At 70.6% G+C, this 25,144-nt stretch carries 23 protein-coding genes; 9 read left to right on the plus strand and 14 right to left on the minus strand.

Features of this window, described 5'->3' with window-relative positions; translation table 11 throughout:
• Window positions 1-428 precede the first annotated feature (428 nt).
• From EV684_RS19175 to EV684_RS24440, 4 genes are all read left to right on the plus strand, one after another.
• Window positions 429-2,351, plus strand: coding sequence for a PrkA family serine protein kinase (locus tag EV684_RS19175; protein WP_132648895.1), 1,923 nt, complete (start codon window positions 429-431; stop codon window positions 2,349-2,351).
• Between the two features lie 128 nt (window positions 2,352-2,479).
• The gene (locus tag EV684_RS19180; protein WP_132648896.1) at window positions 2,480-3,766 is read left to right on the plus strand and encodes a YeaH/YhbH family protein; all 1,287 of its coding nucleotides are present in this window, start codon (window positions 2,480-2,482) and stop codon (window positions 3,764-3,766) included.
• Complete coding sequence (locus tag EV684_RS19185; protein ID WP_132648897.1) at window positions 3,763-5,319, plus strand: SpoVR family protein; 1,557 nt, start codon at window positions 3,763-3,765, stop codon at window positions 5,317-5,319. The genes EV684_RS19180 and EV684_RS19185 overlap by 4 nt, the downstream gene beginning before the upstream one ends.
• Window positions 5,320-5,491: 172 nt before the next feature.
• Window positions 5,492-6,238, plus strand: a complete 747-nt coding sequence (locus EV684_RS24440; protein ID WP_165908538.1) for a PEP-CTERM sorting domain-containing protein — start codon at window positions 5,492-5,494, stop codon at window positions 6,236-6,238.
• Window positions 6,239-6,298: 60 nt separating this feature from the next.
• Here the strand turns inward: EV684_RS24440 and EV684_RS19195 are convergent, their stop codons facing one another.
• The 6 genes from EV684_RS19195 to rsmI form a co-directional block, all read right to left on the minus strand.
• On the minus strand, window positions 6,299-7,717 hold the full coding sequence (locus EV684_RS19195; RefSeq protein WP_132648901.1) for an FAD-binding oxidoreductase: 1,419 nt from the start codon (window positions 7,715-7,717) through the stop codon (window positions 6,299-6,301).
• An 80-nt stretch (window positions 7,718-7,797) separates the two neighbouring features.
• The gene (locus EV684_RS19200) at window positions 7,798-8,082 is read right to left on the minus strand and encodes an EF-hand domain-containing protein (RefSeq protein ID WP_243651223.1); all 285 of its coding nucleotides are present in this window, start codon (window positions 8,080-8,082) and stop codon (window positions 7,798-7,800) included.
• 48 nt (window positions 8,083-8,130) lie between these two features.
• Window positions 8,131-9,267: a 3-deoxy-7-phosphoheptulonate synthase gene (locus EV684_RS19205; protein ID WP_132648905.1), complete on the minus strand. Its 1,137-nt coding sequence runs from the start codon at window positions 9,265-9,267 to the stop codon at window positions 8,131-8,133.
• A gap of 202 nt (window positions 9,268-9,469) precedes the next feature.
• Window positions 9,470-10,672 (minus strand): threonine ammonia-lyase, encoded by a 1,203-nt coding sequence (locus EV684_RS19210; protein WP_132648907.1) that lies wholly within the window; start codon window positions 10,670-10,672, stop codon window positions 9,470-9,472.
• Window positions 10,672-12,135: a metalloprotease TldD gene (tldD, locus tag EV684_RS19215; RefSeq protein ID WP_132648909.1), complete on the minus strand. Its 1,464-nt coding sequence runs from the start codon at window positions 12,133-12,135 to the stop codon at window positions 10,672-10,674. The genes EV684_RS19210 and tldD overlap by 1 nt, the downstream gene beginning before the upstream one ends.
• A gap of 83 nt (window positions 12,136-12,218) precedes the next feature.
• A complete protein-coding gene (gene rsmI / locus EV684_RS19220; RefSeq protein WP_132648911.1) occupies window positions 12,219-13,118 on the minus strand; it encodes a 16S rRNA (cytidine(1402)-2'-O)-methyltransferase in 900 nt (299 codons plus the stop codon).
• Here rsmI and EV684_RS19225 point away from each other — a divergent pair.
• Genes EV684_RS19225 through EV684_RS19235 form a run of 3 tightly spaced genes read left to right on the plus strand, consistent with a single transcriptional unit; the run spans window position 13,111 to window position 14,753 of the window.
• A complete protein-coding gene (locus EV684_RS19225) occupies window positions 13,111-13,497 on the plus strand; it encodes a YraN family protein (protein WP_132648913.1) in 387 nt (128 codons plus the stop codon). The genes rsmI and EV684_RS19225 overlap by 8 nt on opposite strands.
• Before the next feature lie 51 nt (window positions 13,498-13,548).
• Window positions 13,549-14,106, plus strand: a complete 558-nt coding sequence (locus tag EV684_RS19230; protein WP_132648915.1) for an SIS domain-containing protein — start codon at window positions 13,549-13,551, stop codon at window positions 14,104-14,106.
• A 14-nt stretch (window positions 14,107-14,120) separates the two neighbouring features.
• Complete coding sequence (locus EV684_RS19235) at window positions 14,121-14,753, plus strand: BON domain-containing protein (protein ID WP_132649009.1); 633 nt, start codon at window positions 14,121-14,123, stop codon at window positions 14,751-14,753.
• A gap of 27 nt (window positions 14,754-14,780) precedes the next feature.
• Here EV684_RS19235 and EV684_RS19240 read toward each other — a convergent pair whose 3' ends face one another.
• From EV684_RS19240 to EV684_RS19255, 4 genes are all read right to left on the minus strand, one after another.
• Window positions 14,781-15,671: an NAD(P)-dependent oxidoreductase gene (locus EV684_RS19240; protein ID WP_132648917.1), complete on the minus strand. Its 891-nt coding sequence runs from the start codon at window positions 15,669-15,671 to the stop codon at window positions 14,781-14,783.
• A 56-nt stretch (window positions 15,672-15,727) separates the two neighbouring features.
• A complete protein-coding gene (locus EV684_RS19245; RefSeq protein ID WP_132648919.1) occupies window positions 15,728-16,864 on the minus strand; it encodes a PilT/PilU family type 4a pilus ATPase in 1,137 nt (378 codons plus the stop codon).
• Window positions 16,865-16,884: 20 nt separating this feature from the next.
• A complete protein-coding gene (locus tag EV684_RS19250; protein ID WP_132648921.1) occupies window positions 16,885-17,406 on the minus strand; it encodes a cyclic nucleotide-binding domain-containing protein in 522 nt (173 codons plus the stop codon).
• A 142-nt stretch (window positions 17,407-17,548) separates the two neighbouring features.
• Complete coding sequence (locus EV684_RS19255; RefSeq protein WP_132648923.1) at window positions 17,549-18,592, minus strand: type IV pilus twitching motility protein PilT; 1,044 nt, start codon at window positions 18,590-18,592, stop codon at window positions 17,549-17,551.
• Between the two features lie 42 nt (window positions 18,593-18,634).
• On the opposite strand from EV684_RS19255, the gene EV684_RS19260 reads away from it, so the two are divergent.
• Window positions 18,635-19,327, plus strand: a complete 693-nt coding sequence (locus EV684_RS19260; RefSeq protein ID WP_132648925.1) for a YggS family pyridoxal phosphate-dependent enzyme — start codon at window positions 18,635-18,637, stop codon at window positions 19,325-19,327.
• A gap of 11 nt (window positions 19,328-19,338) precedes the next feature.
• Here the strand turns inward: EV684_RS19260 and EV684_RS19265 are convergent, their stop codons facing one another.
• Entirely contained in the window at window positions 19,339-19,548 is a 210-nt protein-coding gene (locus EV684_RS19265) for a hypothetical protein (RefSeq protein WP_132648927.1), read from the minus strand.
• A 167-nt stretch (window positions 19,549-19,715) separates the two neighbouring features.
• The gene (locus EV684_RS19270; RefSeq protein WP_132648929.1) at window positions 19,716-20,216 is read right to left on the minus strand and encodes an Lrp/AsnC ligand binding domain-containing protein; all 501 of its coding nucleotides are present in this window, start codon (window positions 20,214-20,216) and stop codon (window positions 19,716-19,718) included.
• A gap of 93 nt (window positions 20,217-20,309) precedes the next feature.
• Here EV684_RS19270 and EV684_RS19275 point away from each other — a divergent pair, with 93 nt between their 5' ends.
• Entirely contained in the window at window positions 20,310-23,339 is a 3,030-nt protein-coding gene (locus EV684_RS19275; RefSeq protein WP_132648930.1) for an L-glutamate gamma-semialdehyde dehydrogenase, read from the plus strand.
• Window positions 23,340-23,370: 31 nt separating this feature from the next.
• On the opposite strand, the gene EV684_RS19280 is transcribed toward EV684_RS19275, so the two are convergent.
• Window positions 23,371-24,147 (minus strand): tetratricopeptide repeat protein, encoded by a 777-nt coding sequence (locus EV684_RS19280; RefSeq protein WP_132648932.1) that lies wholly within the window; start codon window positions 24,145-24,147, stop codon window positions 23,371-23,373.
• Between the two features lie 21 nt (window positions 24,148-24,168).
• A complete protein-coding gene (locus tag EV684_RS19285) occupies window positions 24,169-25,137 on the minus strand; it encodes a tripartite tricarboxylate transporter substrate binding protein (protein ID WP_132648934.1) in 969 nt (322 codons plus the stop codon).
• Window positions 25,138-25,144: the final 7 nt, after the last annotated feature.

Raw genomic sequence — 25,144 nt, forward strand, 5'->3', positions numbered from 1 at the left:
GTGCGCTGCCGGCGACGATCCGGCCGGCTGCCCCCACGAGCTTCATGCCCAAAGCGCCGGCAGGCTTTTCGCCGTCGTCGCATGATGGCTGGGTGGACGACGCAGGGCGTGATATCCGCCACGCTGCGCGTCCTGCAGGACGGCCTGCAGCCTGGCCGGTGGCCGAGAGGGCACACCTCTTGCAAAGCAGGGCTGACGCGGGATCCTCCGAACAGGCGGCCGATGACAGGCCAAACCCGGTGGAAAACGCGGCCCGCCACGGGCAGGATTGACTGCCTGCCGAGGCAAGCGGCCATGCCGCTGGCGTGACGGAAAGCTCTGATGGAGCCTGGGCCCGTACAGCCGGGACTCCATCAGAACTTCCCCAGGCGAGGGAGTCGGGGCCGTGCGGCCCCGGCGGTCCTCGCCGTCATCGACCAGGAGCTCGCATGGACGTGATCGGCAACCTGAAGGCGCGCTATGAACGCCTCAGTGCAGAGGAGATCTCGCTCGAGGACTATCTCGCCGAGTGCAAGCGCAACCCGCTGGCCTACGCCACCGCGGCCGAGCGCATGCTGAGGGCCATCGGTGAGCCGACGAGCATCGACACGCGCAACGACCCGCGGCTGTCGCGGATCTTCGCCAACAAGATCATCAAGGTCTACCCGGCCTTCGCCGAGTTCTACGGCATGGAAGACGCGATCGAGCAGGTCGTGTCCTACTTCCGGCACGCGGCGCAGGGGCTGGAGGAGAAGAAGCAGATCCTGTATCTGCTCGGCCCCGTCGGCGGCGGCAAGAGCTCGATCGCCGAGCGCCTGAAGCAGCTGATGCAGGAGGTGCCGTTCTACGCGATCAAGGGTTCGCCGGTGAACGAGTCGCCGCTGGGCCTGTTCGACCCCGACGAGGACGGCCCGATCCTGGAGAGCGAGTACGGCATCCCGCGGCGCTACCTCAACCGCATCATGAGCCCCTGGGCGGTGAAGCGGCTGGAGGAGTACGGCGGCGACATCCGGCGCTTCAAGGTCGTCAAGCGCTACCCGTCGATCCTGCGCCAGGTCGGCATCAGCAAGACCGAGCCGGGCGACGAGAACAACCAGGACATCAGCTCGCTGGTCGGCAAGGTCGACATCCGCCGCCTGGAGAGCTACGCCCAGGACGACCCCGACGCCTACAGCTATTCCGGCGGCCTGTGCCTGGCCAACCAGGGCCTGCTCGAGTTCGTCGAGATGTTCAAGGCGCCGATCAAGGTGCTGCACCCGCTGCTGACGGCCACCCAGGAAGGCAACTTCAAGGGAACCGAAGGTTTCGGCGCGATCCCCTTCGACGGCGTCGTGCTCGCGCACAGCAACGAGAGCGAGTGGAAGGCCTTCCGCAACAACAAGAACAACGAGGCCTTCCTCGACCGCATCTACATCGTCAAGGTGCCGTACTGCCTGCGTGTCAGCGAGGAGGTGAAGATCTACGAGAAGCTGCTGCGCAACTCCTCGCTGGCCCAGGCCACCTGCGCGCCGGGCACGCTGAAGATGATGAGCCAGTTCGCCGTCCTCACGCGCTTGAAGGAGCCGGAGAACAGCTCGCTGTTCAGCAAGATGCTGGTCTACGACGGCGAGAACCTGAAGGACACCGACCCGCGCGCCAAGAGCTACCAGGAGTACCGCGACTACGCCGGCGTCGACGAAGGCATGACCGGCATCTCGACGCGCTTCGCGTACAAGATCCTGTCCAAGGTGTTCAACTTCGACAGCACCGAAGTCGCCGCCAACCCGGTGCATTTGATGTACGTGCTGGAGCAGCAGATCGAGCGCGAGCAGTTCCCCGCCGAGCTGGAGCAGAAGTACATCGGCTTCATCAAGGAGATGCTGGCGCCGCGTTATGCCGAGTTCATCGGCAAGGAGATCCAGACCGCGTACCTGGAGAGTTATTCCGAGTACGGCCAGAACATCTTCGACCGCTACGTCACCTACGCCGACTACTGGATCCAGGACCACGAGTACCGCGACACCGACACCGGCGAGGTCTTCGACCGCGCGGCGCTCAATGGCGAACTCGAGAAGATCGAGAAGCCGGCCGGCATCGCCAACCCGAAGGACTTCCGCAACGAGATCGTCAACTTCGTGCTGCGCGCGCGTGCCAACAACCAGGGCAAGAACCCGGTGTGGACGAGCTACGAGAAGCTGCGCACGGTGATCGAGAAGAAGATGTTCTCCAACACCGAGGAACTGCTGCCGGTCATCAGCTTCAACGCCAAGGCCAGCGCCGACGAGGCCAAGAAGCACGAGGACTTCGTCACCCGCATGGTCGACAAGGGCTACACGCCCAAGCAGGTGCGGCTGCTGTGCGAGTGGTACCTGCGCGTACGCAAGAGCTCCTGAGATGACGCCGAGCGCCGCACGCAGCTTCCCCCTCTCCCGCGCGCGGGAGAGGGCAGGGGTGAGGGTGCAGGCGCATCACCAGCCCTCACCCCAACCCTCTCCCGCCCCGCGGGAGAGGGAGTAATGCCATGCAGCAGATCATCGACAGGCGGCTCGCCGGCAAAAACAAGTCGATCGGCAACCGCGAGCGGTTCCTTCGCCGCCACAAGGACCAGATCCGCGAGGCGGTCAAACGTGCGATCGACGGCCGCGGCATCCGCGACATCGAGCGCGGCGAAGAGATCCACATCCCGAAGAAGGATCTCTCCGAGCCGGTCTTCGGCCACGGCCAGGGCGGGGTGCGCGAGATCGTGCATCCGGGCAACCAGGAGTACATCCGCGGCGACCGCATCGAGCGCCCCAAGGGCGGTGGAGGCGGCGGCAGCGGCAGCGGCCAGGCCAGCGACCAGGGCGAAGGCGAGGACGACTTCGCCTTCGCGCTGAGCAAGGAAGAGTTCATGCAGGTCTTCTTCGAGGACCTGGCCCTGCCGCACCTGGTGCGCACCCAGCTCGCCGAGGTGCCCGAGTGGAAGACCCACCGCGCCGGCTTCAGCAACGACGGCACGCCGAACAACCTGCACGTGGTGCGCTCGATGCGCGGCGCGATCGGCCGCCGGATCGCCATCGGCGCCGGCTCGCGGCGCGAGCTGCGCGAGATGGAGGACCGCCTGGCGGTGCTGAAGGCCGCGCTCCAGCCCGGCGACGCCGTTGCCGAGCGCGAGATCGAGACGCTGGAAGAAGAGATCGCCCGGCTGCGCGCGCGTGTCGAGCGCATCCCCTACCTGGACCCGATCGACCTGCGTTTTCGCAACCGGGTGCGCGTGCCGGTGCCGACCAGCAAGGCGGTGATGTTCTGCCTGATGGACGTCTCGGGTTCGATGGACGAGGCGCGCAAGGAGCTGTCCAAGCGTTTCTTCATCCTGCTGTACCTGTTCCTGACGCGGCACTACGAACGCATCGAGCTGGTCTTCATCCGCCACCACACGCAGGCGCAGGAAGTCGGCGAGCACGACTTCTTCCACGCCCGCGAGACCGGCGGCACCGTCGTGTCCAGCGCGCTGGTGCTGATGGAGGAGATCATCCGCGCGCGCTACAGCCCCAGCGAATGGAACATCTACGGTGCCCAGGCCAGCGACGGCGACAACTGGCACCACGACAGCGGCCGCTGCCGCGAGCTGCTGGGCGACAAGCTGCTGCCGCTGGTGCGCTACTACGCCTACGTGCAGGTCGCCGAGGAAGAGCAGAACCTCTGGGAGGAGTACACCCAGCTGCAGGCCGCGCACCGCCACTTCGCGATGCGCAAGGCCACCAGCGCCGACCAGATCTACCCGGTCTTCCGTGACCTCTTCAAGAAGGAAGGGAAGCAGGCGGCATGAAATACGGCACCGCGCGCACGCTGCTCACCGAGCCGATCCCGCCCGGCGAACGGCCTGGTGAACCTCTCCCCGGCCCGAGCGACTGGTCCTTCGAGCTGATCGACAAGTACCACGCGATCATCCGCGCGACCGCGGCGCGTTTCGGCCTGGACACCTACCCGAACCAGCTCGAGATCATCACCGCCGAGCAGATGATGGACGCCTACGCGTCCGTCGGCATGCCGGTGAACTACCGCCACTGGAGCTACGGCAAGGAGTTCATCGCCACCGAGAAGAACTACAAGCGCGGCCACATGGGCCTGGCCTACGAGATCGTCATCAACTCCAACCCCTGCATCAGCTATCTGATGGAGGAGAACACGATGGCGATGCAGGCGCTCGTCATCGCCCACGCCGCCTACGGCCACAACAGCTTCTTCAAGGGCAACTACCTGTTCCGGATGTGGACCGACGCGTCGTCGATCATCGACTACCTCGTCTACGCCAAGGACTACGTCGCCAAGTGCGAGGAAAAGCACGGCCTGGACGCCGTCGAGGCCTTCCTCGACAGCTGCCACGCGCTGTCCAACCACGGCGTCGACCGCTACCGCCGGCCGAGCCGAAAGTCGCTGGCGCAGGAGCTTGCCGAACGCCTGGACCGCGAGGCCTACGCGCAGCAGCAGGTCAACGACCTGTGGCGCACGCTGCCGCGGCGCGCCGAGAAGGACTCGCCGGCCGCCGAGAGCAAACGTTTCCCCGAGGAGCCGCAGGAGAACCTGCTGTACTTCATCGAGAAGAACGCGCCGCTGCTCGAGCCCTGGCAGCGCGAGATCGTGCGCATCGTGCGCAAGATCGCCCAGTACTTCTACCCGCAGCGCCAGACCCAGGTGATGAACGAAGGCTGGGCCACGTTCTGGCACTACAAGCTGCTGAACACGATGTACGACGACGGCTACCTGACCGACGGCGTGATGATCGAGTGGCTGAAGTCGCACACCAACGTCGTCTACCAGCCGCCGGTGGGGCACCGCGCCTACAGCGGCATCAATCCGTATGCGCTCGGCTTCGCGATGTACAACGACATCCAGCGCATCTGCGAGAAGCCCACCGACGAGGACCGCCAGTGGTTCCCGGAGATCGCCGGCACGCCCTGGCTGCCGGCGCTGGACCAGGCGATGCGCAACTTCAAGGACGAGAGCTTCGTCGGCCAGTACCTGAGCCCGAAGCTGATGCGCGACCTGCGCCTGTTCACCATCCTCGACGACGAGAAGCAGACCGAGCTGGAGATCAGCGCGATCCACGACGAAGCCGGTTACCGGCGCGTGCGCGAGTCGCTGTCGCACCAGTACGACCTGGGCACGCGCGAGCCCAACATCCAGGTCTGGAACGTCAACCTGCGCGGGGACCGTTCGCTGGCGCTGCGCCACTTCCAGCACAACGACCGGCCGCTGCACGACAGCGCCGCCGAGGTGCTGAAACACATCGCGCGGCTCTGGGGCTTTGCGGTTCACCTGGAGAGCGTGGACGGCCGTGGCGAGGTCAAGAAACGCTGGAGCGTGCCGGCCCCCGCGTGAACCCGGTGTCGGAGAGCTTGACAGCGTTGTGGCCTGCCTCCGCCGGCCAGCCCGGCACGATGCGCTAAACGCTTGTCAGATCTGAGTATTTGAGACTTCCTCGACTGCGGCGCGGTTTCTGCTAAAGGCGCGCCGGTGCCACATGGAGGCCCGCCACAGCAAGGGAGTCGATATGAACCTGATCACGCGTGTCGCCGCCGGGGCGATCCTCGCCCTGTCCGCCGCAGCCTCGCAGGCCGCGGTCGTCTTGTCCACGCCGAGTCTGACCGGCGAGCTCAGCGTCAGCGGTTTTGCCGACGGCACGCCGACGACCTTCAGTGCCGACCTGCGCGACCTCTCCGGTGCGCTGACCCTGAACCGCGTGCCCGACGGCGAGTACACCGTCAGCGTCCAGGGCGGCGCGGCCTTCACCGGCTTCCCGGGCGGCGGCATCGGGGCCTCGGTCTCGAGCCCGATGCCGATCTTCTCCGGACTGCTGACGGCTTCCGGCCTGACGTTGCCGAGCTACTCCTTCAACTTCAGCGCCGGCAACGCGGGCGTGCACGACACCGCGCTGGGCACTTTCGGTTTCTCCATCAGCTATGACGGCGAAACCAGCCAGGACCTCATGCTGCTGCTGGCCAGCCTGTTCGGACTGCCGTTTGTCGATCCCCAAGGCGCCGGCACGCTGGACGTCAGCGGCACGCTGTTCAGCGACGGTGCGATCGTCAACTTCAGCGAGTCCGACCTCGACTGGACCGGTTTCGGTGCTCTGCTGGCCGCCGGGGACGCCCTGTATGGCGGCGGCAACGGTGTCATCGACGGCGGCTTCGAGCTGCGTGACGTGACCGTCTCGGCGGTGCCCGAGCCGGCGACGCTGGCGCTCGCCGGCCTGGCACTGCTCGGTGCCGGTGCCGCACGCCGTCGGCGTCTCTCCTGAGCGGCGACCCTGGTCGCGAAAGGGCCCCGCGGGGGCCCTTCGTCGCTTCCGGCTCCCGCTTCAGCGCCGGAAGATCTTGCCCGGGTTGAGGATGTCCAGCGGATCGAGTGCCTGTTTCAGCGCGCGCATCAGCGCGATGCCGCCGGCGCCGGCTTCCTCTTCCAGGAAACCCATCTTGTGCAGCCCGACGCCGTGCTCGCCGCTGCAGGTGCCTTCCATCGCGATCGCGCGGCGCACCATGCGTTCGCTCATCGCCTCGGCCGTCGCACGCTGGGCGGCGTCGCCTTCGCGCACCAGGTAGGCCAGGTGGAAGTTGCCGTCCCCGACGTGGCCGACGATGTAGTAGGGCAGGCCGCTGGCCTCGGCGTCGGCCACCGAGGCTTCGACGATCTCGGCCAGGCGAGAGATCGGCACGCAGGTGTCGGTGGTCACCGAGCGTGTGCCGGGGTGCTGCTGCAGGCCGGCAAAGTAGGCCCGGTGGCGTGCGGCCCAGAGCCGGCTGCGTTCCTCGGGCGTGTCGGCCCACTCGAAGCCCTCGCCCCCCAGCTCGTCGGCGATGGCCTGTACCGTCTCGGCCTGCTCCTTCACGCCGGCAGGGCTGCCGTGGAACTCCATCAGCAGCATCGGCGCCTCGCGCAGCGCGAGCCCCGACTGGCGGTTGACCGCGCGCACGGCGTTGACGTCCAGCAGCTCGCAGCGTGCGATCGGCACGCCGAGCTGGATGGTCTGGATCGTCGTGCGTACCGCCGACGCGACGTCGGGGAAGTGGCAGACCGCGGCGCTCACCGCCTCCGGCAGTGGCACCAGTTTCACCGTCAGCTCGGTCATCACGCCCAGCGTGCCTTCGCTGCCGACAAAGAGCCGCGTCAGGTCGTAGCCGGCGGCCGACTTGCGCGCGCGTGTGCCGGTGCGCACGAGCTCGCCGCGGCCGGTGACGACGGTCAGCGCCAGCACGTTCTCGCGCATCGTGCCGTAGCGCACGGCGTTCGTGCCGCTGGCGCGGGTTGCGGCCATGCCGCCGATCGACGCGTTGGCGCCCGGATCGACCGGGAAGAACAGGCCCAGCGAACGAAGCTCGGCGTTGAGCTGCTCGCGCGTGACGCCCGCCTCGACGGTGGCCGTCAGGTCGTCGGCGTCGATGCGCAGCACGCGTGCCAGACGCGACAGGTCGATGCTGACGCCGCCCTGCACCGCGAGCAGATGCCCTTCGAGCGAGGAGCCGGCGCCGTACGGAATGATGGGCACACGATGTTCGCCGGCCAGGCGCACGACCGCGGCGACCTCGTCGGTGCTTTCGCAGAACACGACCGCGTCGGGCGGCGTGACGGGGAAGGGCGACTCGTCGCGGCCGTGCTGCAGGCGCACCGCCTCGGCGGTGCTGCAGCGCTCGCCGAAGGACGAGCGCAGCGCGGCCAGCAGGGCCTCGGGCAGCGGGCGGCGCGGCGCCTCGGTCGCGGCATCGTGGGGAACAGCGCTCACGGCCAACTCCTCGCACGCGGCCTGGGCCGCAGCGTCAATACCCTGGGACGGGCATTCTAGGAGCCGTCTTGGGCGCGGGTTCAGGCGCCCGCGGTCGTGCCCAGCGGCGCCACCGGGAAGCCGGTGCGGTACTCCTCGAAGCTCAGGTAGCCGTCGCGGTTCTCGTCGTACTGCTCGAACTTCGGCCCGACGGTGGGCAAGCGGGCGGCCTCGGCACGCGAGAGGCGGCCGTCGCGGTCGGTGTCGGCACGGTCGAAGGCGGCGCGCACCGGGTCGACCGGGGCGTCGGGCGTCACCTGCGCCACCAGCGCAGGTGAGGCCAGCAACGCGGCAAGCGCAGATACGAGGCGGATCGGGCGGTTCACGGCGTCTCCTGGGCGGGAGGGCGCGCCCGGCAAACCGGACGCCCGCCGTCAGGCCGCCTGCCGGCGCAGCGCGCGCCGCGAGCGCACGGCGGCCGCCAGGCCGTCGAGCACGCCGACCGAGTCGTCCCAGCCGATGCAGGCGTCGGTGATGCTGACGCCGTACTCCAGCGCCGCAGCGCGGTCCTTGCCGGCGCTGAACTTCTGCGCGCCGGGCTTCAGGTGGCTTTCGACCATCACGCCGAAGATGCAGCGGTTGCCGGCGGCGATCTGGCCGCCGACGTCACGCATGACGTCGATCTGGCGCTGGTGCTGCTTGCTGCTGTTGGCGTGGCTGGCGTCGATCATCAGCCGGCACGGCAGCTTGGTGGCCTCGATCTCGGCGCAGGCCGCGGCGACGCTGGCGGCGTCGTAGTTCGGCGTCTTGCCGCCGCGCAGGATGACGTGGCAGTCCTTGTTGCCGCGCGTCTCGACGATCGCCACCTGGCCGTTCTTGTGCACCGACAGGAAGTGGTGCGGGCGCGCGGCGGCCTGGATCGCGTCGGTCGCGATCTTGATGTTGCCGTCGGTGCCGTTCTTGAAGCCCACCGGCGCCGACAGTCCCGAGGCCAGCTCGCGGTGCACCTGGCTCTCCGTCGTGCGTGCGCCGATCGCGCCCCAGGCGATCAGGTCGCCGATGTACTGCGGCGAAATGACGTCGAGGAACTCGCTGGCCGCCGGCACGCCTTCACGGTTGATGTCGACGAGCAGCTGGCGCGCGATGCGCAGGCCTTCGTCGATGCGGTAGCTCTGGTCGAGGTAGGGGTCGTTGATCAGGCCCTTCCAGCCGACCGTGGTGCGCGGCTTCTCGAAATACACGCGCATCACGATCTCGAGGTCGGCGGCGTGGCGCTCGCGTTCGGCGTGCAGGCGGCGGGCGTACTCCACGGCCGCGGCCGGGTCGTGGATCGAGCAGGGGCCGATGATGACCAGCAAGCGGTCGTCCTCGCCGTGCATGATCTGGCGGATCTTCTGCCGCGTGCCCGACACCAGCGTCTCGACCGGCGTGCCGGCGATGGGGAAGAAGCGGATCAGGTGGTCCGGCGGCGGCAGCGGCGTGACGTCGCGGATGCGCTGGTCGTCGGTCTGGCTGGTCTTCTCGCTCAGCGCGTAGCGGCTCTCGGTCGCTGCGGCGGATTTCGGGCTCATGACGGGGCTTCCTGTGGTCGGGGACGGGCGAAAAAAAACCGCCGGAGGTTCCGGCGGTTTTTCTGGGTTCGGGTGCGTTCGTCTACGCGTTTGCCTCTCCAGCCGCCGGACGGGGCGAGAACCAAAAGAAGGCAAAGAAATAGGCGGCGGGACGCATCGGGGTCGAATGTAGCACGCTGGAACCGACGCCGAGCTGACGGGTTCAGTACACCTGGGCGCCGAAACCGGCCGCCTGCAGCGCCTGCACGACGTCGGCGACGTGGCGCGGGTTGCGCGTCTGCAGCACCAGCTCGACCTCGACGTTCTGCGCCGACAGCGTCGAGAACGCACGCTGGTGGTGGACCTCGTCGATGTTCGCCCCGGCCTGCGCCACCACCGTGGTGATGCGCGCCAGCACGCCGGGCGTGTCGCGCGCGCCGACGCGGATGCGCGCCAGCCGGCCGGCACGCACCATGCCGCGGCCGATGATCGCCGACAGCAGCATCGGGTCGATGTTGCCGCCGCACAGCACCAGGCCGACCTTGCGCCCGGCGTAGCGTTCGGGCTCCTTCAGCAGCGCCGCCAGGCCGGCGGCGCCGGCGCCTTCGACCAGCGTCTTCTCGATCTCGAGCAGCATCACGATCGCCTGCTCGATGTCGCCTTCGTCGACCAGCACCAGGTCGTCGACGCGTTCGGCGATCAGCGCACGCGTGATCTCGCCCGGCTGGCCGACGGCGATGCCCTCGGCGATCGTCGTCAGCCCCTGCGGGTGCTGCGTGCCCTTGACGGCGTTGACCATCGCCGGGAACCGCGCGGTCTGCACGCCGATGATGCGGATGTCCGGCCGCACGGCGCGCACCGCGGTGGCGATGCCGCTGATCAGCCCGCCGCCGCCGACGGCGACGACCAGCGTGTCCAGCTCGGGCTGGGCGCGCAGCATCTCCAGGCCGATCGTGCCCTGGCCGGCGATGACCAGCGGGTCGTCGAAGGGGTGCACGAACTCGAGCTTCTGCTCGGCGGCGATGGCCAGCGCGTGCTCGCGCGCCTCGTCGAAGGTCTCGCCGTGCAGCACGACCTCGGCGCCGAAGCCGCGCGTGCGCTCGACCTTCACCGTCGGCGTGTGCACCGGCATCACGATGACGGCGCGCAGGCCCAGGCGCTGGGCGTGGTGGGCGACGCCCTGGGCGTGGTTGCCCGCCGAGGCGGCGACGACGCCGGCCACGCCCTGCTGCACCAGCGCGCAGAGCTTGTTGAGCGCGCCGCGTTCCTTGAACGACGCGGTGAACTGCAGGTTCTCGAACTTCAGGAAGACCTGCGCGCCGACGATCTGGCCGATCGTGCGGCTCTCGACGCAGGGCGTGTCCAGCACGTGGCCGGCCAGGCGGCCGGCGGCGGCCTCGATGTCGGCGTACTCGACGGCGGCCATCAGGCGGTGCCTCCGACGGTCAGGCGCTCGATGCGCAGCGTCGGCTGGCCGACGCCCACCGGCACGCTCTGGCCTTCCTTGCCGCAGGTGCCGACGCCGGTGTCGAGCTCCAGGTCGTTGCCGATCATGCTGACGCGCTTGAGCGCATCCGGGCCGCTGCCGATGATGGTCGCGCCCTTGACCGGGTACTGGATCCTGCCCTTCTCGACCCAGAAGGCCTCGCTCGCCGAGAACACGAACTTGCCGCTCGTGATGTCGACCTGGCCGCCGCCGAAGTTGGTGGCGTACAGCCCGCGTTTCATCGACGCGACGATCTCCTCGCGTGTCTTGTCGCCGGCGAGCATGTAGGTGTTGGTCATGCGCGGCATCGGCAGGTGGGCGTAGCTTTCGCGGCGGCCGTTGCCGGTGGGCTTCACGCCCATCAGGCGCGCGTTCAGGCTGTCCTGGATGTAGCCGACGAGGATGCCGTCCTCGATCAGCACGTTGCGCCTGGACGCCACGCCCTCGTCGTCGACGTTGAGCGAACCGCGGCGGTCGGGCAGCGTGCCGTCGTCGAGCACGGTGACACCCGGGGCGGCGACCCGCTGGCCCAGGCGGCCGGAGAAGGCGCTCGAGCCCTTGCGGTTGAAGTCGCCTTCGAGCCCGTGGCCGACGGCCTCGTGCAGCAGCACACCCGGCCAGCCGGGGCCGAGCACGACCGTCATCTCGCCGGCCGGCGCCGGGCGGCTTTCGAGGTTGGTCAGCGCGGCGTCGACCGCCTGGCGCACGTAGCCCTCGATGACCGCGTCCTGGAAGTAGCCGAGGCCGAACCGGCCGCCGCCGCCGCCCGTGCCGACCTCGCGCCGGCCGTCCTGCTCGGCGATCACGGTGACCGACAGCCGCACCAGCGGCCGCACGTCGGCGGCCCGCGTGCCGTCGGCGCGCGCGACGAAGACGACGTCGTACTCGGCCGCCAGCCCGGCCATCACCTGGACGATGCGCGGGTCCTTGGCGCGGGCGAGCTTCTCGACGCGTTCGAGCAGCGCCACCTTCTGCGTGCTGTCCAGCGTCGCGATCGGGTCCATCGGCGCGTACAGCGCGCGGCTGGCGGCGATGCGCGGTGCACGCGCCAGCTTGACGCGTTTGTTCTGGCCTGCGGCGGCGATCGTGCGCACGGTGCGCGCGGCATCCAGCAGCGCGGCTTCGCACAGGTCGTCGCTGTAGGCGAAAGCCGTCTTCTCGCCGGCGACGGCGCGCACGCCGACGCCCTGGTCGATGCTGAAGCTGCCGCCCTTGACGATGCCTTCCTCCAGGCTCCAGCCCTCGTGGCGCGTGCTCTGGAAGTACAGGTCGGCGTCGTCGACACGGTGTTCGGCGATCGTCGCCAGCGCCCGCGCGAGCTGTGCCTCGCCGATGCCGGCGGGTTCGAGCAGCGACGACTGCGCGATCGCCAGGCGTTCGAGGGTGGGTTCGCGGGTGATCATCGGCGCCTCCGGGTGGGGCGCAGATTGTAGGAGTCGGCTCGTGCCCGTGCCGGCGAGGTGGCGCCGGGCGCCGGGCGCCGCGCTCAGCCGCGCCGCGCCAGGGCCTCCTGGTACAGCGCGTTGCGTGCTGCGCCGCTGATCTCGGCGGCCAGCGCGACGGCCTGCTTCAGCGGCAGCTCGCGCAGCAGCACCTCCAGGGTCTGCAATGCCAGCGGCGACAGCCCTTCGGCCGCCACCGCGGGCAGCGCGTGCAGCACCAGCACGAACTCCCCGCGCACCCGGTTCGCATCGGCGGCCAGCCAGCCTGGAAGCTCGGCGGCAGCCATCGTCGCCACGGTCTCGAACTGCTTGGTCAGTTCGCGGCACAGCGTCACGCGGCGCTCGGGCGCGGCCTCGGCCAGCGCCGCGCCCAGCGCCTCGATGCGGTGCGGGGCCTCGAACAGCACCTGGGTCGAACGCTCGCCCAGGCAGGCGGCGAGCGCGTCGCGGCGTTCGCCGCCGCGCGAGGGCAGGAAACCGACGAAACGGAAGCCCGCGCCGACGGTGTCGCCGGCGACGCTGAGCGCGGCCACGGCGCTGCTCGCGCCCGGGATCGGGATCACCCGGTGGCCGGCCGCGGCGGCCTGCGCCACCAGCACCGCACCGGGGTCGCTGACCGCCGGCGTGCCGGCGTCGCTGACGTAGGCCACCGACTCGCCCGCGGCCAGCCGCGTGAGCACCGCGGCGCTGGCGCCCTGTTCGTTGTGGGCGTGCAGCGCGATGAGCGGCTTGTCCAGCCCCAGGTGGCGCAGCAGCTGTGCGCCGACGCGTGTGTCCTCGCAGGCCACGGCGTCGGCGCGGTCGAGCACGTGCACCGCGCGCAGCGTGAGGTCGGCGAGATTGCCGATCGGCGTGGCGACGACGTAGAGTGCGCCGGGCGGGAACTGCTGGCTGCCGGCGGCGGCGGTGGCCGCGGCGAGCAGCGCGGAGGGCGTGATGTTCAAGGGCGCGGCGGGGCAGGGGACGAAGGCGCTCGGCGATGCCGCCGAGTCTCGGGCGCTGGCCTGGCTGCAAGCACGCGGCCTGACGCTGCTGGAGCGCAATTATCGGGTCGCGCGCGGCCCGCACGCGCGCGGCGGCGAAGTCGACCTGATCCTGCGCGACGCCGACGGCACGTTGGTCTTCGTCGAGGTGCGCTCGCGCCGCGGCGGCGGCTTCGGCGGCGCCGCGGCCAGCGTCGGCGCGACCAAGCGCTCGCGCATCGTCTACGCCGCCCGGCACTACCTGCAGCGCTGGCGCGTGCTGCCGCCGTGCCGCTTCGATGTCGTCTGCATCGACGACGGGCGCGTTGAGTGGCTTCAGGCGGCCTTCGACGCCGCTTGAGCCCGCCGATGGCGGGGTCGTGAAAACCCCGGGCCTTATCATCCGCCGCCTATGCTCGAGCCGCGAATCCAGCAGCAGTTCTTCGACAGCGCCGACCTGAAGTACCAGACCGCCGAGGCGCTCTCGCGCCCGATCGCCGAGGCCTGCGGCGCCCTGATCGGGGCCATCACCTCCGGCGGCAAGCTGATGATCGGCGGTGGCGGCACCGCCTCGGCGCTGGCGCTGCACTTCGCGCAGCGCCTGGTCGGCGGCTACGAGCGCGAGCGCCCGCCGCTGCCGGCGATGGTGCTGGGCGCCGACGCCGAGCAGCTGATCCTGGCGCTGGGCCACCCGGGTGACGTGCTGTTCTGGATCGAGCCCGCCGATGGCGACGGCCGCCTGGCGCGCGCGGCGATCGCCGCGGCGCACGACAAGGACATGACGGTGGCCGGCATGAGCGCCGGCACCGGAGCGGCGGCTGCGGCCGTCGCCGCACAACTCGCCGAAACCGACGTCAAGGTCGCGATCCCGCACGCCCGCGGCGGCCGCGCGCTGGAGCTCCAGCTGCTCGTGCTGCACTGCCTGTGCGACGCGATCGACCTCCAACTGATGGGAGAACAGGAACCGTGAACACCCGACTCGTGATGCGCCCGCTGGCGCTGGCCCTGGCCGCTGCGGCAGCCGCAGCGGCGCTTTCGGCCTGCGCGCCGCTGATCGTCGGCGGTGCGATGGTCGGCGGCAGCATGATGGTCATCGACCGCCGCACCTCGGGTGCGCAGGTCGAGGACCAGGGCATCGAACTCAAGGCCGCCGCCGCCGTGCGAGACCTGGCGACGCTGGGCCACGTCAACATCACCAGCTACAACCGCATGGTGCTGCTGACCGGCGAGGTGCCGTCCGAGGACGACCGCCAGCGTGTCGAGCGCGCCGTCCAGCGGGTGGAGAACGTGCGCAGCGTCGCCAACGAACTGGCCGTCGCCGGCAGCAGCTCGCTGGGCTCGCGTTCGACCGACTCGATCATCACCAGCAAGGTGAAGGCGACCTTCGTCGACGCCAAGGACCTGCAGGCGCCGTCGATCAAGGTCGTCACCGAGCGTGCGATCGTCTACCTGATGGGCCGTGTGACCGAGCGCGAGGCCACGCGTGCCGCCGACCTGGCACGTTCGGTCTCCGGCGTGCACAAGGTCGTGCGCGTGTTCGAGGTGATCAGCGAGAGCGAACTGGCCAACCTGCAGCGTGCGACGCAGCCCGCCCAGCCGGCGTCCGGCGCGCGCTGAGCGCGCGGGCGGCGGCGCCGCCCGTTTTCAGCGCAGGCGCTTGATCAGGCTGGACGTGTCCCAGCGTTGCCCGCCCAGCGCCTGCAGCTCGGCGTAGAACTGGTCGACCAGCGCCGTCACCGGCAGGCGCGCGCCGTTGCGGCGCCCCTCGTCGAGCACCAGGCCGAGGTCCTTGCGCATCCAGTCGACGGCGAAGCCGAAGTCGAACTTCCCTTCGACCATCGTCTTGCCGCGGTTGTCCATCTGCCAGCTCTGTGCCGCGCCCTTGCCGATGACGTCGAGCACCCGCGGCATGTCCAGCCCGGCGTGCTGACCGAAGGCGATCGCTTCGGCCAGGCCCTGCACCAGGCCGGCGATGGCGATCTGGTTGACCATCTTCGCGAGCTGGCCGGCGCCGCTGTCGCCGATGCGCGTGACGGCGCGCGCGAAGGCCATCGCCACCGGCTTCATCGCCTCGAACGGCGCCTCGTCGCCGCCGCACATCACGGTCAGCACGCCGTTGACGGCGCCGGCCTGGCCGCCGGAGACCGGGGCGTCGACGAAGGGCAGGCCGCGCGCGGCCGCCGTGGCGTGCAGCTCGCGCGCGACTTCGGCCGAGGCCGTGGTGTGGTCCACGAAGATCGCACCCGGCGCCATGCCGGCGAAAGCGCCGGCCTCGCCCAGCGTCACCGCGCGCAGGTCGTCGTCGTTGCCGACGCAGCAGAAGACGAGCTCGGCGCCGGCGGCCGCGGCCGCCGGCGTCGGCGCGCTGGCCCCGCCGTGTTCGGCGACCCAGGCCTGGGCCTTGGCCGCGCTGCGGTTGTAGACGCTGACGCGGTGCCCGGCGCGGGCCAGGTGCCCGGCCATCGGGTAGCCCATGACGCCCAGGCCGATGAAGGCGACGGCGCGGGGCGGGATGGTGTCGTAGGTCTTGCTCATCGGCGGGCGGCTTTCGGCGGTGGGGGACGCCGATTCTGCCGCCCGGGCGCGCCGCGTCAGATGACGCGCATGTTCTCCGTGCCGGCGGCGAGGTCGCGGCTGCGTGCGCGCTGGCTGTTGAGCTTGATCTGCAGGCGCAGGTCGTTGACCGAATCGGCGTTGCGCAGCGCGTCCTCGTAGCCCACGGCGCCGGCTTCGTAGAGGTCGAACAGCGACTGGTCGAAGGTCTGCATGCCGAGCTCGCGCGAGCGTTTCATCAGCTCCTTGATCTCGCCGATCTCGCCCTTGAAGATCATGTCCGAGACCAGCGGCGTGTTGAGCATGATCTCCACCGCCGCGATGCGGCCGCGCCCCTGCTCGCGTGGCAGCAGGCGCTGGCTGACCAGCGCCTTCAGGTTCAGCGACAGGTCCATCAGCAGCTGGCCGCGGCGCTCCTCGGGGAAGAAGTTGATGATCCGGTCCAGCGCCTGGTTGGCGCTGTTGGCGTGCAGCGTGGCCATGCACAGGTGGCCGGTCTCGGAGAACGCCACCGCGTGCTCCATCGTCTCGCGGTCGCGGATCTCGCCCATCAGGATCACGTCGGGCGCCTGGCGCAGCGTGTTCTTCAGCGCCTGCTCCCAGCCGTCGGTGTCCACGCCCACCTCGCGCTGCGTGACGATGCAGTTCTTGTGCGGATGCACGAACTCGATCGGGTCCTCGACGGTGATGATGTGGCCGTAGGAGTGTTCGTTGCGCCAGTCGACCATCGCCGCCAGCGAGGTGCTCTTGCCCGAGCCGGTGGCGCCGACGAAGATGACCAGCCCGCGCTTGGTCATCGCGATCTCCTTGAGCACGCCGGGCAGACCCAGCGAGTCGATCGTCGGCAGCGTCTGCGGGATCGTGCGCAGCACCAGCCCGACCTGGCCCTGCTGCATGAAGGCGTTGACGCGAAAGCGCCCCACGCCCAGCGGGCTGATCGCGAAGTTGCACTCCTTGGTGCGCTCGAACTCGGCGGCCTGCTTGTCGTTCATCACCGCGCGCGCCAGCTGCAGCGTGTGCTGGCCGGTCAGCGGCTGCGGCGAGACCTTGGTCACCTTGCCGTCGACCTTGATCGCCGGCGGGAAGTCGGCGGTGAGAAAGAGGTCCGAGCCGCTGCGCGTGACCATCAGCCGCAGCAGGTCGTTGACGAATTTCGAGGCCTGGTCGCGTTCCATCTGGTGTTCTCCCTGTGCGTTCAGGCGTCGCCGAGCAGTGCCGACAGCCGCGTGCTGGTCTGGCGCAGCCGCAGCGACAGCCGCCTGGCCAGCGCTGCCAGCAGCATCAGTGCCAGCGGCGCGTCGGTGTTCATCAGCGCCAGCAGCTGCGTGGTCTCGAGCACCGCGAGCACGCAGGGCTCGGTGCTGCGGCAGTCCGACAGCCGCGGGCCGGCGTCCAGCAGCGACATCTCGCCGAGCACGTCGCCCGGGCGGATCTCGGCCAGCCGCGTCGCGGCGCTGCCGCCCTGGCGCTCGACGACGACCACGCCCTCGAGCACCACGATCATGAACTCGCCCGGCTCGTCCTGGACGATCAGCCGCTGGCCGGCGCCGACACGCACGAACACGAGATACGGCGCCAGCCGCGCCATCGACGCCTCGTCGAACGGCCGCCGCCCGCCCGCCCACAGCGCCGCCAGCCGCCGCAGCCCTTCGTCCGCGTCGAACGGCAGCGCCCCGACCTGCGCCGCACGCTGCGCCCACGAAGCGGCGTCGCTCATGCGCGTTCCCGGCCCAGCGCAGGCGTGCAGAGGGTGGCGAACCGACGGCCTATCAAGCAGACGCCGCGGACTGGCTTTGCCCGGCCGCTGGCGTCGCCCCCCCGGGGGGGCGCGCCGAAGGCGCTACGGGGGGGGGCCATCGTCACCCGGGGAAGTTCTCGGGAATCTTCGCCTTGCCCCGCGCCTCGGCCGGCGTGATGACGTTGCGGCGCACCAGGTCGGCGAGGTTCTGGTCCAGCGTCTGCATGCCCAGGCTCTGGCCGGTCTGGATCGACGAGTACATCTGGGCGATCTTGTTCTCGCGGATCAGGTTCTTGATCGCCGAGGTGGCGATCATGATCTCGTGCGCGGCCACGCGCCCCGAGCCGTCCTTGAGCTTGCACAGCGTCTGCGAGATCACCGCGACCAGCGACTCCGACAGCATCGCGCGCACCATCTCCTTCTCGGCCGCCGGGAAGACGTCGACGACGCGGTCGATGGTCTTGGCGGCGCTCGAGGTGTGCAGCGTGCCGAACACGAGGTGGCCGGTCTCGGCGGCGGTCAGCGCCAGGCGGATCGTCTCCAGGTCGCGCATTTCGCCGACCAGCACCGCGTCCGGGTCCTCGCGCAGCGCCGAACGCAGCGCGTTGGCAAAGGACAGCGTGTGCGGGCCGACCTCGCGCTGGTTGACCAGGCACTTCTTGCTCTCGTGCACGAACTCGATCGGGTCCTCGACGGTGAGCACGTGGCCGTACTCGTTCTCGTTGAGGTGGTTGACCATCGCCGCCAGCGTCGTGCTCTTGCCCGAGCCGGTGGGGCCGGTGACCAGCACCAGGCCACGCGGCTTCAAGGCCAGGTCGGCAAAGACCTTGGGCGTGCCCAGCTGCTCCAGCGTCAGGATCTTGCTCGGGATCGTGCGGAACACCGCGCCGGCGCCGCGGTTCTGGTTGAACGCGTTGACGCGGAAACGCGCCAGGCCCTGGATCTCGAAGCTGAAGTCGCACTCCAGCGTGTCCTCGTAGTGCTTGCGCTGGGCGTCGTTCATGATGTCGTAGACCATCGCGTGGACCATCTTGTGGTCCAGCGGTTCGACATTGATTCGACGCACATCGCCGTGCACGCGGATCATCGGCGGCAGCCCAGCCGACAGGTGCAGGTCCGAGGCCTTGTTCTTGACCGAGAATGCGAGCAGCTGGGTGATGTCCATGACGGGAGTGCAAGGGCACCTTCGCCCAGTGATCGAAAGATTATGGGCAGCATCGGAAGCAACCTGCAAGAAGTGAAGCGGCGTATCGCCGCAGCCGCGAATGCGGCCGGCCGTGACGCGCAAAGCGTCACGCTGCTGGCGGTGTCCAAGACCTTTCCCGCCGCCGACGTGCGCGCCGCGCACGCCGCCGGACAGCGTGCCTTCGGCGAGAACTACGTGCAGGAGGCGCTGGCCAAGATCGCCGAACTCGCCGACCTGCGCCCGCAGCTCGAATGGCACCTGATCGGCCCGCTGCAGAGCAACAAGACGCGCCCGGTGGCCGAGGCCTTCGACTGGGTGCACTCGGTCGACCGGCTGAAGATCGCCCAGCGCCTGGCCGAGCAGCGCCCGGCCTGGCTGCCGCCGCTGCAGCTGTGCCTGCAGGTCAACGTCAGCGGCGAGGCCTCCAAGAGCGGCTGCGCGCCCGAGGAGCTGCCGTCGCTGGCGCACGCCGTCGCCGCGCTGCCGGCCGACCGGGTGCGGCTGCGTGGTCTGATGGCCATCCCCGAGCCCGCCGAGGACCCGGCGGCGCAGCGCCTGCCGCTGGCGCGGCTGCGCACGATGCTCGACACGCTGAATGCCGACGGCCTGGCGCTGGACACCTTGTCGATGGGCATGAGCGCCGACCTCGAGGCCGCCGTCGCCGAGGGCGCGACGCTGGTGCGCATCGGCACGGCGATCTTCGGCCGCCGCTGAAGGCGCCCGATCTAGTACAGCCCCAGCGCGACGCCGAGCTCGAGCGCCAGCGCGGTCACGAGCGCGGTGATCGCCGCGCCTTCGACCAGCGCCAGGCGCCGCCGCTCGGCCGCATCGGCGGGGCTGGGCAGCGGCGCATCAAGAGGCAGCTCGCCCAGGCCGGAAGGCGCGAAGCTGGTCGTCGGGCCGGCGCGGCCCGAGTGGTCGGTGTTCGAGAACATTCGTACTCCCTGTCGTTCCCGATGTCGTCGTGCCGCACGAGCGGCCGGCGCCGATCTAACCATCGTTTTTGGTGAATCGGCATGGGAGTCACCCGGCTGCAGGGTGCAGGCCGTGGTGTCGTTCTCGATTTCAGCGATTCGGCCGGGGTGCAGGCCGCCGGCCGTGTTCAGACCGGGATGCGGGCGCTGTTCTTGACCTCTTCCATCACCGCGTAGGTGCGGGTCTCGCGCACGCCGGGCAGCGTCCAGATCACCGTGCCGATGAACTCGCGGTAGGCCGCCATGTCGGCGACGCGGGTCTTCAGCAGGTAGTCGAAGCCGCCGGCGACGAGGTGCGCTTCCAGGATCTCGGGGCGCACCTGCACCGCCGCCTTGAAGGTGTCCATCACGTCGTGCACCGTGCGGTCGAGCAGGATCTCGACGAAGACCAGCAGCCCGGCGCCGAGTTTGGTCGGGTCCAGCCGCGCCTCGTAGCCGACGATGTAGCCGTCGCGCGTGAGGCGCTTGACGCGTTCGAGCACCGCGGTCGGCGACAAATGCACCTCCTCGGCGAGCTTGAGGTTGCTGATGCGCCCGTCGGCCTGCAATACGCGCAGGATGCGGCGGTCGATCTTGTCCAGTTCACGGGGGCCGGATCGAAGGCCCTGCTCGGCGGTGGCGTCGTCCATCCGTGGGATTCTCGGTCAAACCGGCCTCATTCCGAATCGGATGCGGTGGGGCGCGCCCCACACTGCGCCCGTTTGTCGCCCAGGAGTGTGCCCATGCCCGTCCCGCCGCCGCGTGAACGCCTGCCGTTCCCGTACCGCCCCGAGTCCGAGGCGATTGCCGCCGCCATGGCGTCGCTGCAGGGCGCGCTCGACTGGCCGCGTGTGATCGAGACCGCCACGCCCTGGGTCGAGCAGGTGCGCGCCCACCCGGCGCCGTTCTGGGCGATGGAGTCGCTGCTGCGCGAGTACCCGATCTCCAGCGCCGAAGGCCTGGCGCTGATGCGTCTGGCCGAAGCGCTGCTGCGCGTGCCCGACGCCGAGACCGCCGTCGCGCTGACCGCCGACCAGCTCGGCCGCGCCGACTTCGACGGCACGGGCGACGACGGCCCGCACAAGATGCTGGCCAGCCTGTCGGCCAGCGCCATCGCGCTGTCCAAGAAGTTCCTGCCCGGCGCCGAACAGCCCGCCGGCCTGCTGCAGCGCCTGGGGGCGCGCACCGTCGTCGCCGCCACCGTGCGTGCGATCCAGCTGCTGGGCCGCCAGTTCGTGCTCGGCCGCAGCATCGACGAGGCGATGAAGGAAGCCGCGGCGCAGCGCAAGGCGCAGCCTGTGCTGCGTTTCAGCTACGACATGCTGGGCGAGGGCGCACGCACCGAAGCCGACGCCGAGCGCTACCTCGCCAGCTACGAGAACGCGATCGCCGCCATCGCCTCCGGTCGTGCCGAACGCGGGCCGCTGCCGCCGATGGAAGGCGACGGCATCTCGATCAAGCTGTCGGCGCTGTTCTCGCGCTACGAGGACGCGCAGCGCGACCGCGTCTTCGAGACCCTGCTGCCGCGCGTCTGGACGCTGGTCGAACGCGCCGCCGCCGCCAACCTGAACCTGACGATCGACGCCGAGGAGGTCGATCGCCTGGAGCTGTCGCTGGACGTCTTCGACGCCATCGCCGAGCGCATCGCCGCCGCCTTCCCGCAGTGGCAGGGCTTCGGCCTGGCGATGCAGGCCTACCAGACGCGCGCGCTGGCGGTCATCGACGAGGTCGCCGCGATCGCCCGCCGCCACGGCCTGCGCTTCATGGTCCGCCTGGTCAAGGGCGCCTACTGGGACGGCGAGGCCAAACGCGCCCAGGAACTGGGCCTGCCGGCCTACCCGGTGTTCACGCACAAGCACCACACCGACGTCTCCTACCTGGCCTGCGCGCGCGCGATGCTGGGCCACGCCGACGTGCTGTTCCCGCAGTTCGCCTCGCACAACGCCGGCACCATCGCCGCGATCCTGCAGATGGCGCGGGCCGCCGGCGTGCCCTTCGAGATGCAGCGCCTGCACGGCATGGGCGAGGGCGTGTACCGCGAGGTGCTGAAGGACGGCAGCATCGCCTGCCGCGTCTACGCCCCGGTCGGCGAACACCGCGACCTGCTGGCCTACCTGGTGCGCCGGCTGCTGGAGAACGGCGCCAACTCGTCCTTCGTGCACCAGCTCGCCGACCCGGCGGTGGCGCCCGCGGAGCTGCTGGCCTCGCCGCTGGCGCCCACGGAGCTGCTGGCCTCGCCGCTGGCGCCCACGGCGGAGTCCGGCCTGCCGCTGCCGGCGGCGCTGTACGGCCCGACGCGGCCCAACTCCGCCGGCGCCGACCTGGCCTGCGAGGCGATGCGTGCGCCGCTGCTGGCCGCCGTCGCCGCGACGCGCGTGCCCGCCGTCACCGAAGCGCGCCCCGAAGACAGCGCCGCCGCGATGGCGCGCCTGGCCGCCGGCTTCGGCGCCTGGAGCGCGCGCCCGCTGGCCGAGCGTGCCGGCGCGCTGCGCCGTGCCGCCGACCTGCTCGAAGCGCGCCTGCCCGAGTACTGCGGCCTGCTCGTCAAGGAAGCGCACAAGACGCTGGGCGACGCCGTTTCCGAGGTGCGCGAGGCCGCCGACTTCTGCCGCTACTACGCCGAGCAGGCCGAGGCGCGCCTGGGCGAGCAGCGGCTGCCCGGCCCGACCGGCGAGCGCAACACGCTGCGCCTGCACGGCCGCGGCGTCTTCGTCTGCATCAGCCCGTGGAACTTCCCGCTGGCGATCTTCGCCGGCCAGGTGGTGGCCGCGCTGGTCGCCGGCAACACCGTCGCCGCCAAGCCGGCCGAGCAGACGCCGGCGGTGGCCGAGCGTTTCGTCGCGCTGCTGCACGAGGCCGGCGTGCCGGAAGACGCGCTGGTGCTGCTGCACGGCCCCGGCGAGACCGTCGGCGCCGCGCTGGTGGCCGACGCGCGCACCGCCGGCGTCTGCTTCACCGGCAGCACCCAGGTCGCGCGGCTGATCAACCGCACGCTGGCGGCCAAGGACGGCGCGATCGTGCCGCTGATCGCCGAGACCGGCGGCCTGAACGCGATGATCGTCGACAGCACCGCGCTGCCCGAGCAGGTGGTCGACGCGGTCGTGCAGAGCGCCTTCCGCTCGGCCGGCCAGCGCTGCTCGGCGCTGCGCCTGCTGGCGGTGCACGAGAGCGTCGCCGACGGCGTGTTCACGATGCTCGCCGGCGCGATGCGCGAGCTGTCGCTGGGTGACCCGGCGCTGCTGTCCACCGACGTCGGCCCGGTCATCGACGACGAGGCGTTCGCGAATCTGGAGCGCCACGTCGCCCGTCTGCGGGCCGAAGCGCGCCTCGTCGGCGAGACGCCGGCGCCGGCGGCGCCGGCAGTGCCGCGCCTGGTGGCGCCGGTGGCTTTCGAGATCGGCGCCGTCGAGGACCTGCGCGAGGAGATCTTCGGCCCGGTGCTGCATCTGCTGCGCTGGAGCGGCGACGTCGAGCAGCTCGTCGCGCGCATCAATGCGCTGGGCTACGGGCTGACGCTGGGCGTGCAGACACGCATCGACAGCCGAGCCGAGCGCATCGCGCAGCTGGCGCGCATCGGCAACGTCTACGTCAACCGCAACATCATCGGCGCGGTCGTCGGCGCGCAGCCTTTCGGTGGCGAAGGGATGTCGGGCACCGGCCCCAAGGCCGGCGGCCCGCACTACCTGTACCGCTTCTGCGCCGAGCAGACGCTGACGGTGAACACCGCCGCCGCCGGCGGCAACGCCGAGCTGCTGGCCGGCCTGGGCCACTGAGCGCGGGAGGCCTCGCGGCCTCCCGGGCAACTCAGTTCAGGTACATGCCGAGGTAGCGCCGGCCGTGGCTGACGACCCCGGGATCGGGGCAGACCTCGAACCACTCGACCATCTGCACACGCGCCTTCTCGCGCCACTCGGCCTTGTCGCGCAGCACGATGTCCAGCAACTGCTCGAAGGCCGCGGCGAAGTCGCCGCGGTGGGCGTGCAGCGCGGCGAGCGCGAAACGCGCGTCGAAGTCCTTCGGGTTGGCGGCGATGCGCGCCGCCAGCGCCGCCGGGTCGCCTTCGGGCGCCTGCGAGGCCAGCGCCAGGCGCTTGACCAGCTTCGCGTGGCGCTCGTCGCGTTCGGCTTCGGGGATCGCCTCCAGCAGCGCCTGGGCTTCGGCCAGCGCGCCTTCGCCGAGCAGGGCCTCGGCTTCGTCCAGCGGGCCCCATTGCGGCTCTTGCTCGGGCTGCTCGTCGGCCGGGCCGAGGTGGCGGTCGAGGAAGGCGCGGATCTGGCCTTCGGGCAGCGCGCCCATGAACTGGTCGACCGGCCGGCCGCCGGCGAACAGCGTCACCTGCGGGATGCTGCGGATGCCCATCGCCTGCGCGACCTGCGGCGACTCGTCGGTGTTCAGCTTGGCCAGCACGAAGCGGCCGCCGTAGGCCTGCACCAGCTTCTCGAGGATGGGGCCGAGCGAGCGGCAGGGGCCGCACCACGGCGCCCAGCAGTCCAGCAGCACCGGCACGTCGAGCGAGCGGTCGAGGACGGCGGTTTCGAAGTCGGCGTCGGTGACGTCGTAGGACAGCGTCGGGGTCGTCATGGGTCGGGTTGAGCGGGGGGTTCAGTCGAGCCGGACGCCCAGGCGCGTGATCACCGGGCCCCAGCGCTTGATGTCGGCGTCGATCGTACGTCGGAAGTCGGCGGCGCTGCCGCCCACCGGCGCGAGGCCCTGCGCGTCGAGCGCCTGGCGCACCCCGGGCTCGTGCAGCACGGCGTTGACGTCGGCGTTGATGCGGGCGATCACCGCCTCGGGCGTACCCGCCGGCGCCAGCAATCCGTTCCAGGCCAGCGACTGCACCGCCGGGTAGCCGGCCTCGGCCATCGTCGGCAGTTCGGGCAGCGAATGCAGGCGTTCGGTGCTGGTGACGGCCAGCAGGTGCACGCGCCTGGCGCGCACATGCGGCAGCAGCGCCGGCGCGACCATGAAGGTCGCGTCGGCCTCGCCCTGGGCCACGGCCATCGCCGCCGGCGGCGAGCCGTTGTAGGGCACGTGCACGCCGGCGATGCCCGCCTCGTGCAGGAACAGTTCCATCGTCAGGTGCGCCGAGCTGCCGTTGCCCAGCGACGAGTAGGCGATGCCGTCGCGCCGCGTGCGCGCCCAGGCGACGAACTCGGCCACCGTGCGTGCCGGCACACGTGCGGTGTTGACGGCCAGCACGTTGGGCTGCGAGGTCGTCATCACGATCGGCAGCAGGTCGCGGGCCGGGTCGTAAGGCATGCGCCGGTACAGGAAGGGCGCGAACGCCACCGGGCCGTTGAAGCCGAGCACGAAGCTGTGGCCGTCGCGCGCCTTGGCGGCCGCATCGACGCCCAGCAGGCCGCCGGCGCCGGGTTTGTTGTCGACGACGACCGGCTGGCCCCAGCGTGCCGCCAGGCGTTCGCCGAGCAGGCGGGCGATCAGGTCCAGCGAACTGCCCGGCCCGGTCGGCACGACCAGGTGCACGGGCCGCGTCGGCCAGGCGTCGCCCGCGTGCGCGTGGAGGGCGGCGGCCAGGGCGCTCAGGCCGAGCAGGGCGGTGCGGCGTTTCATCGGTATA

This window comes from Rubrivivax gelatinosus (assembly GCF_004340905.1).
GTDB classification, from domain to species: Bacteria; Pseudomonadota; Gammaproteobacteria; order Burkholderiales; family Burkholderiaceae_C; genus Rubrivivax; species Rubrivivax gelatinosus.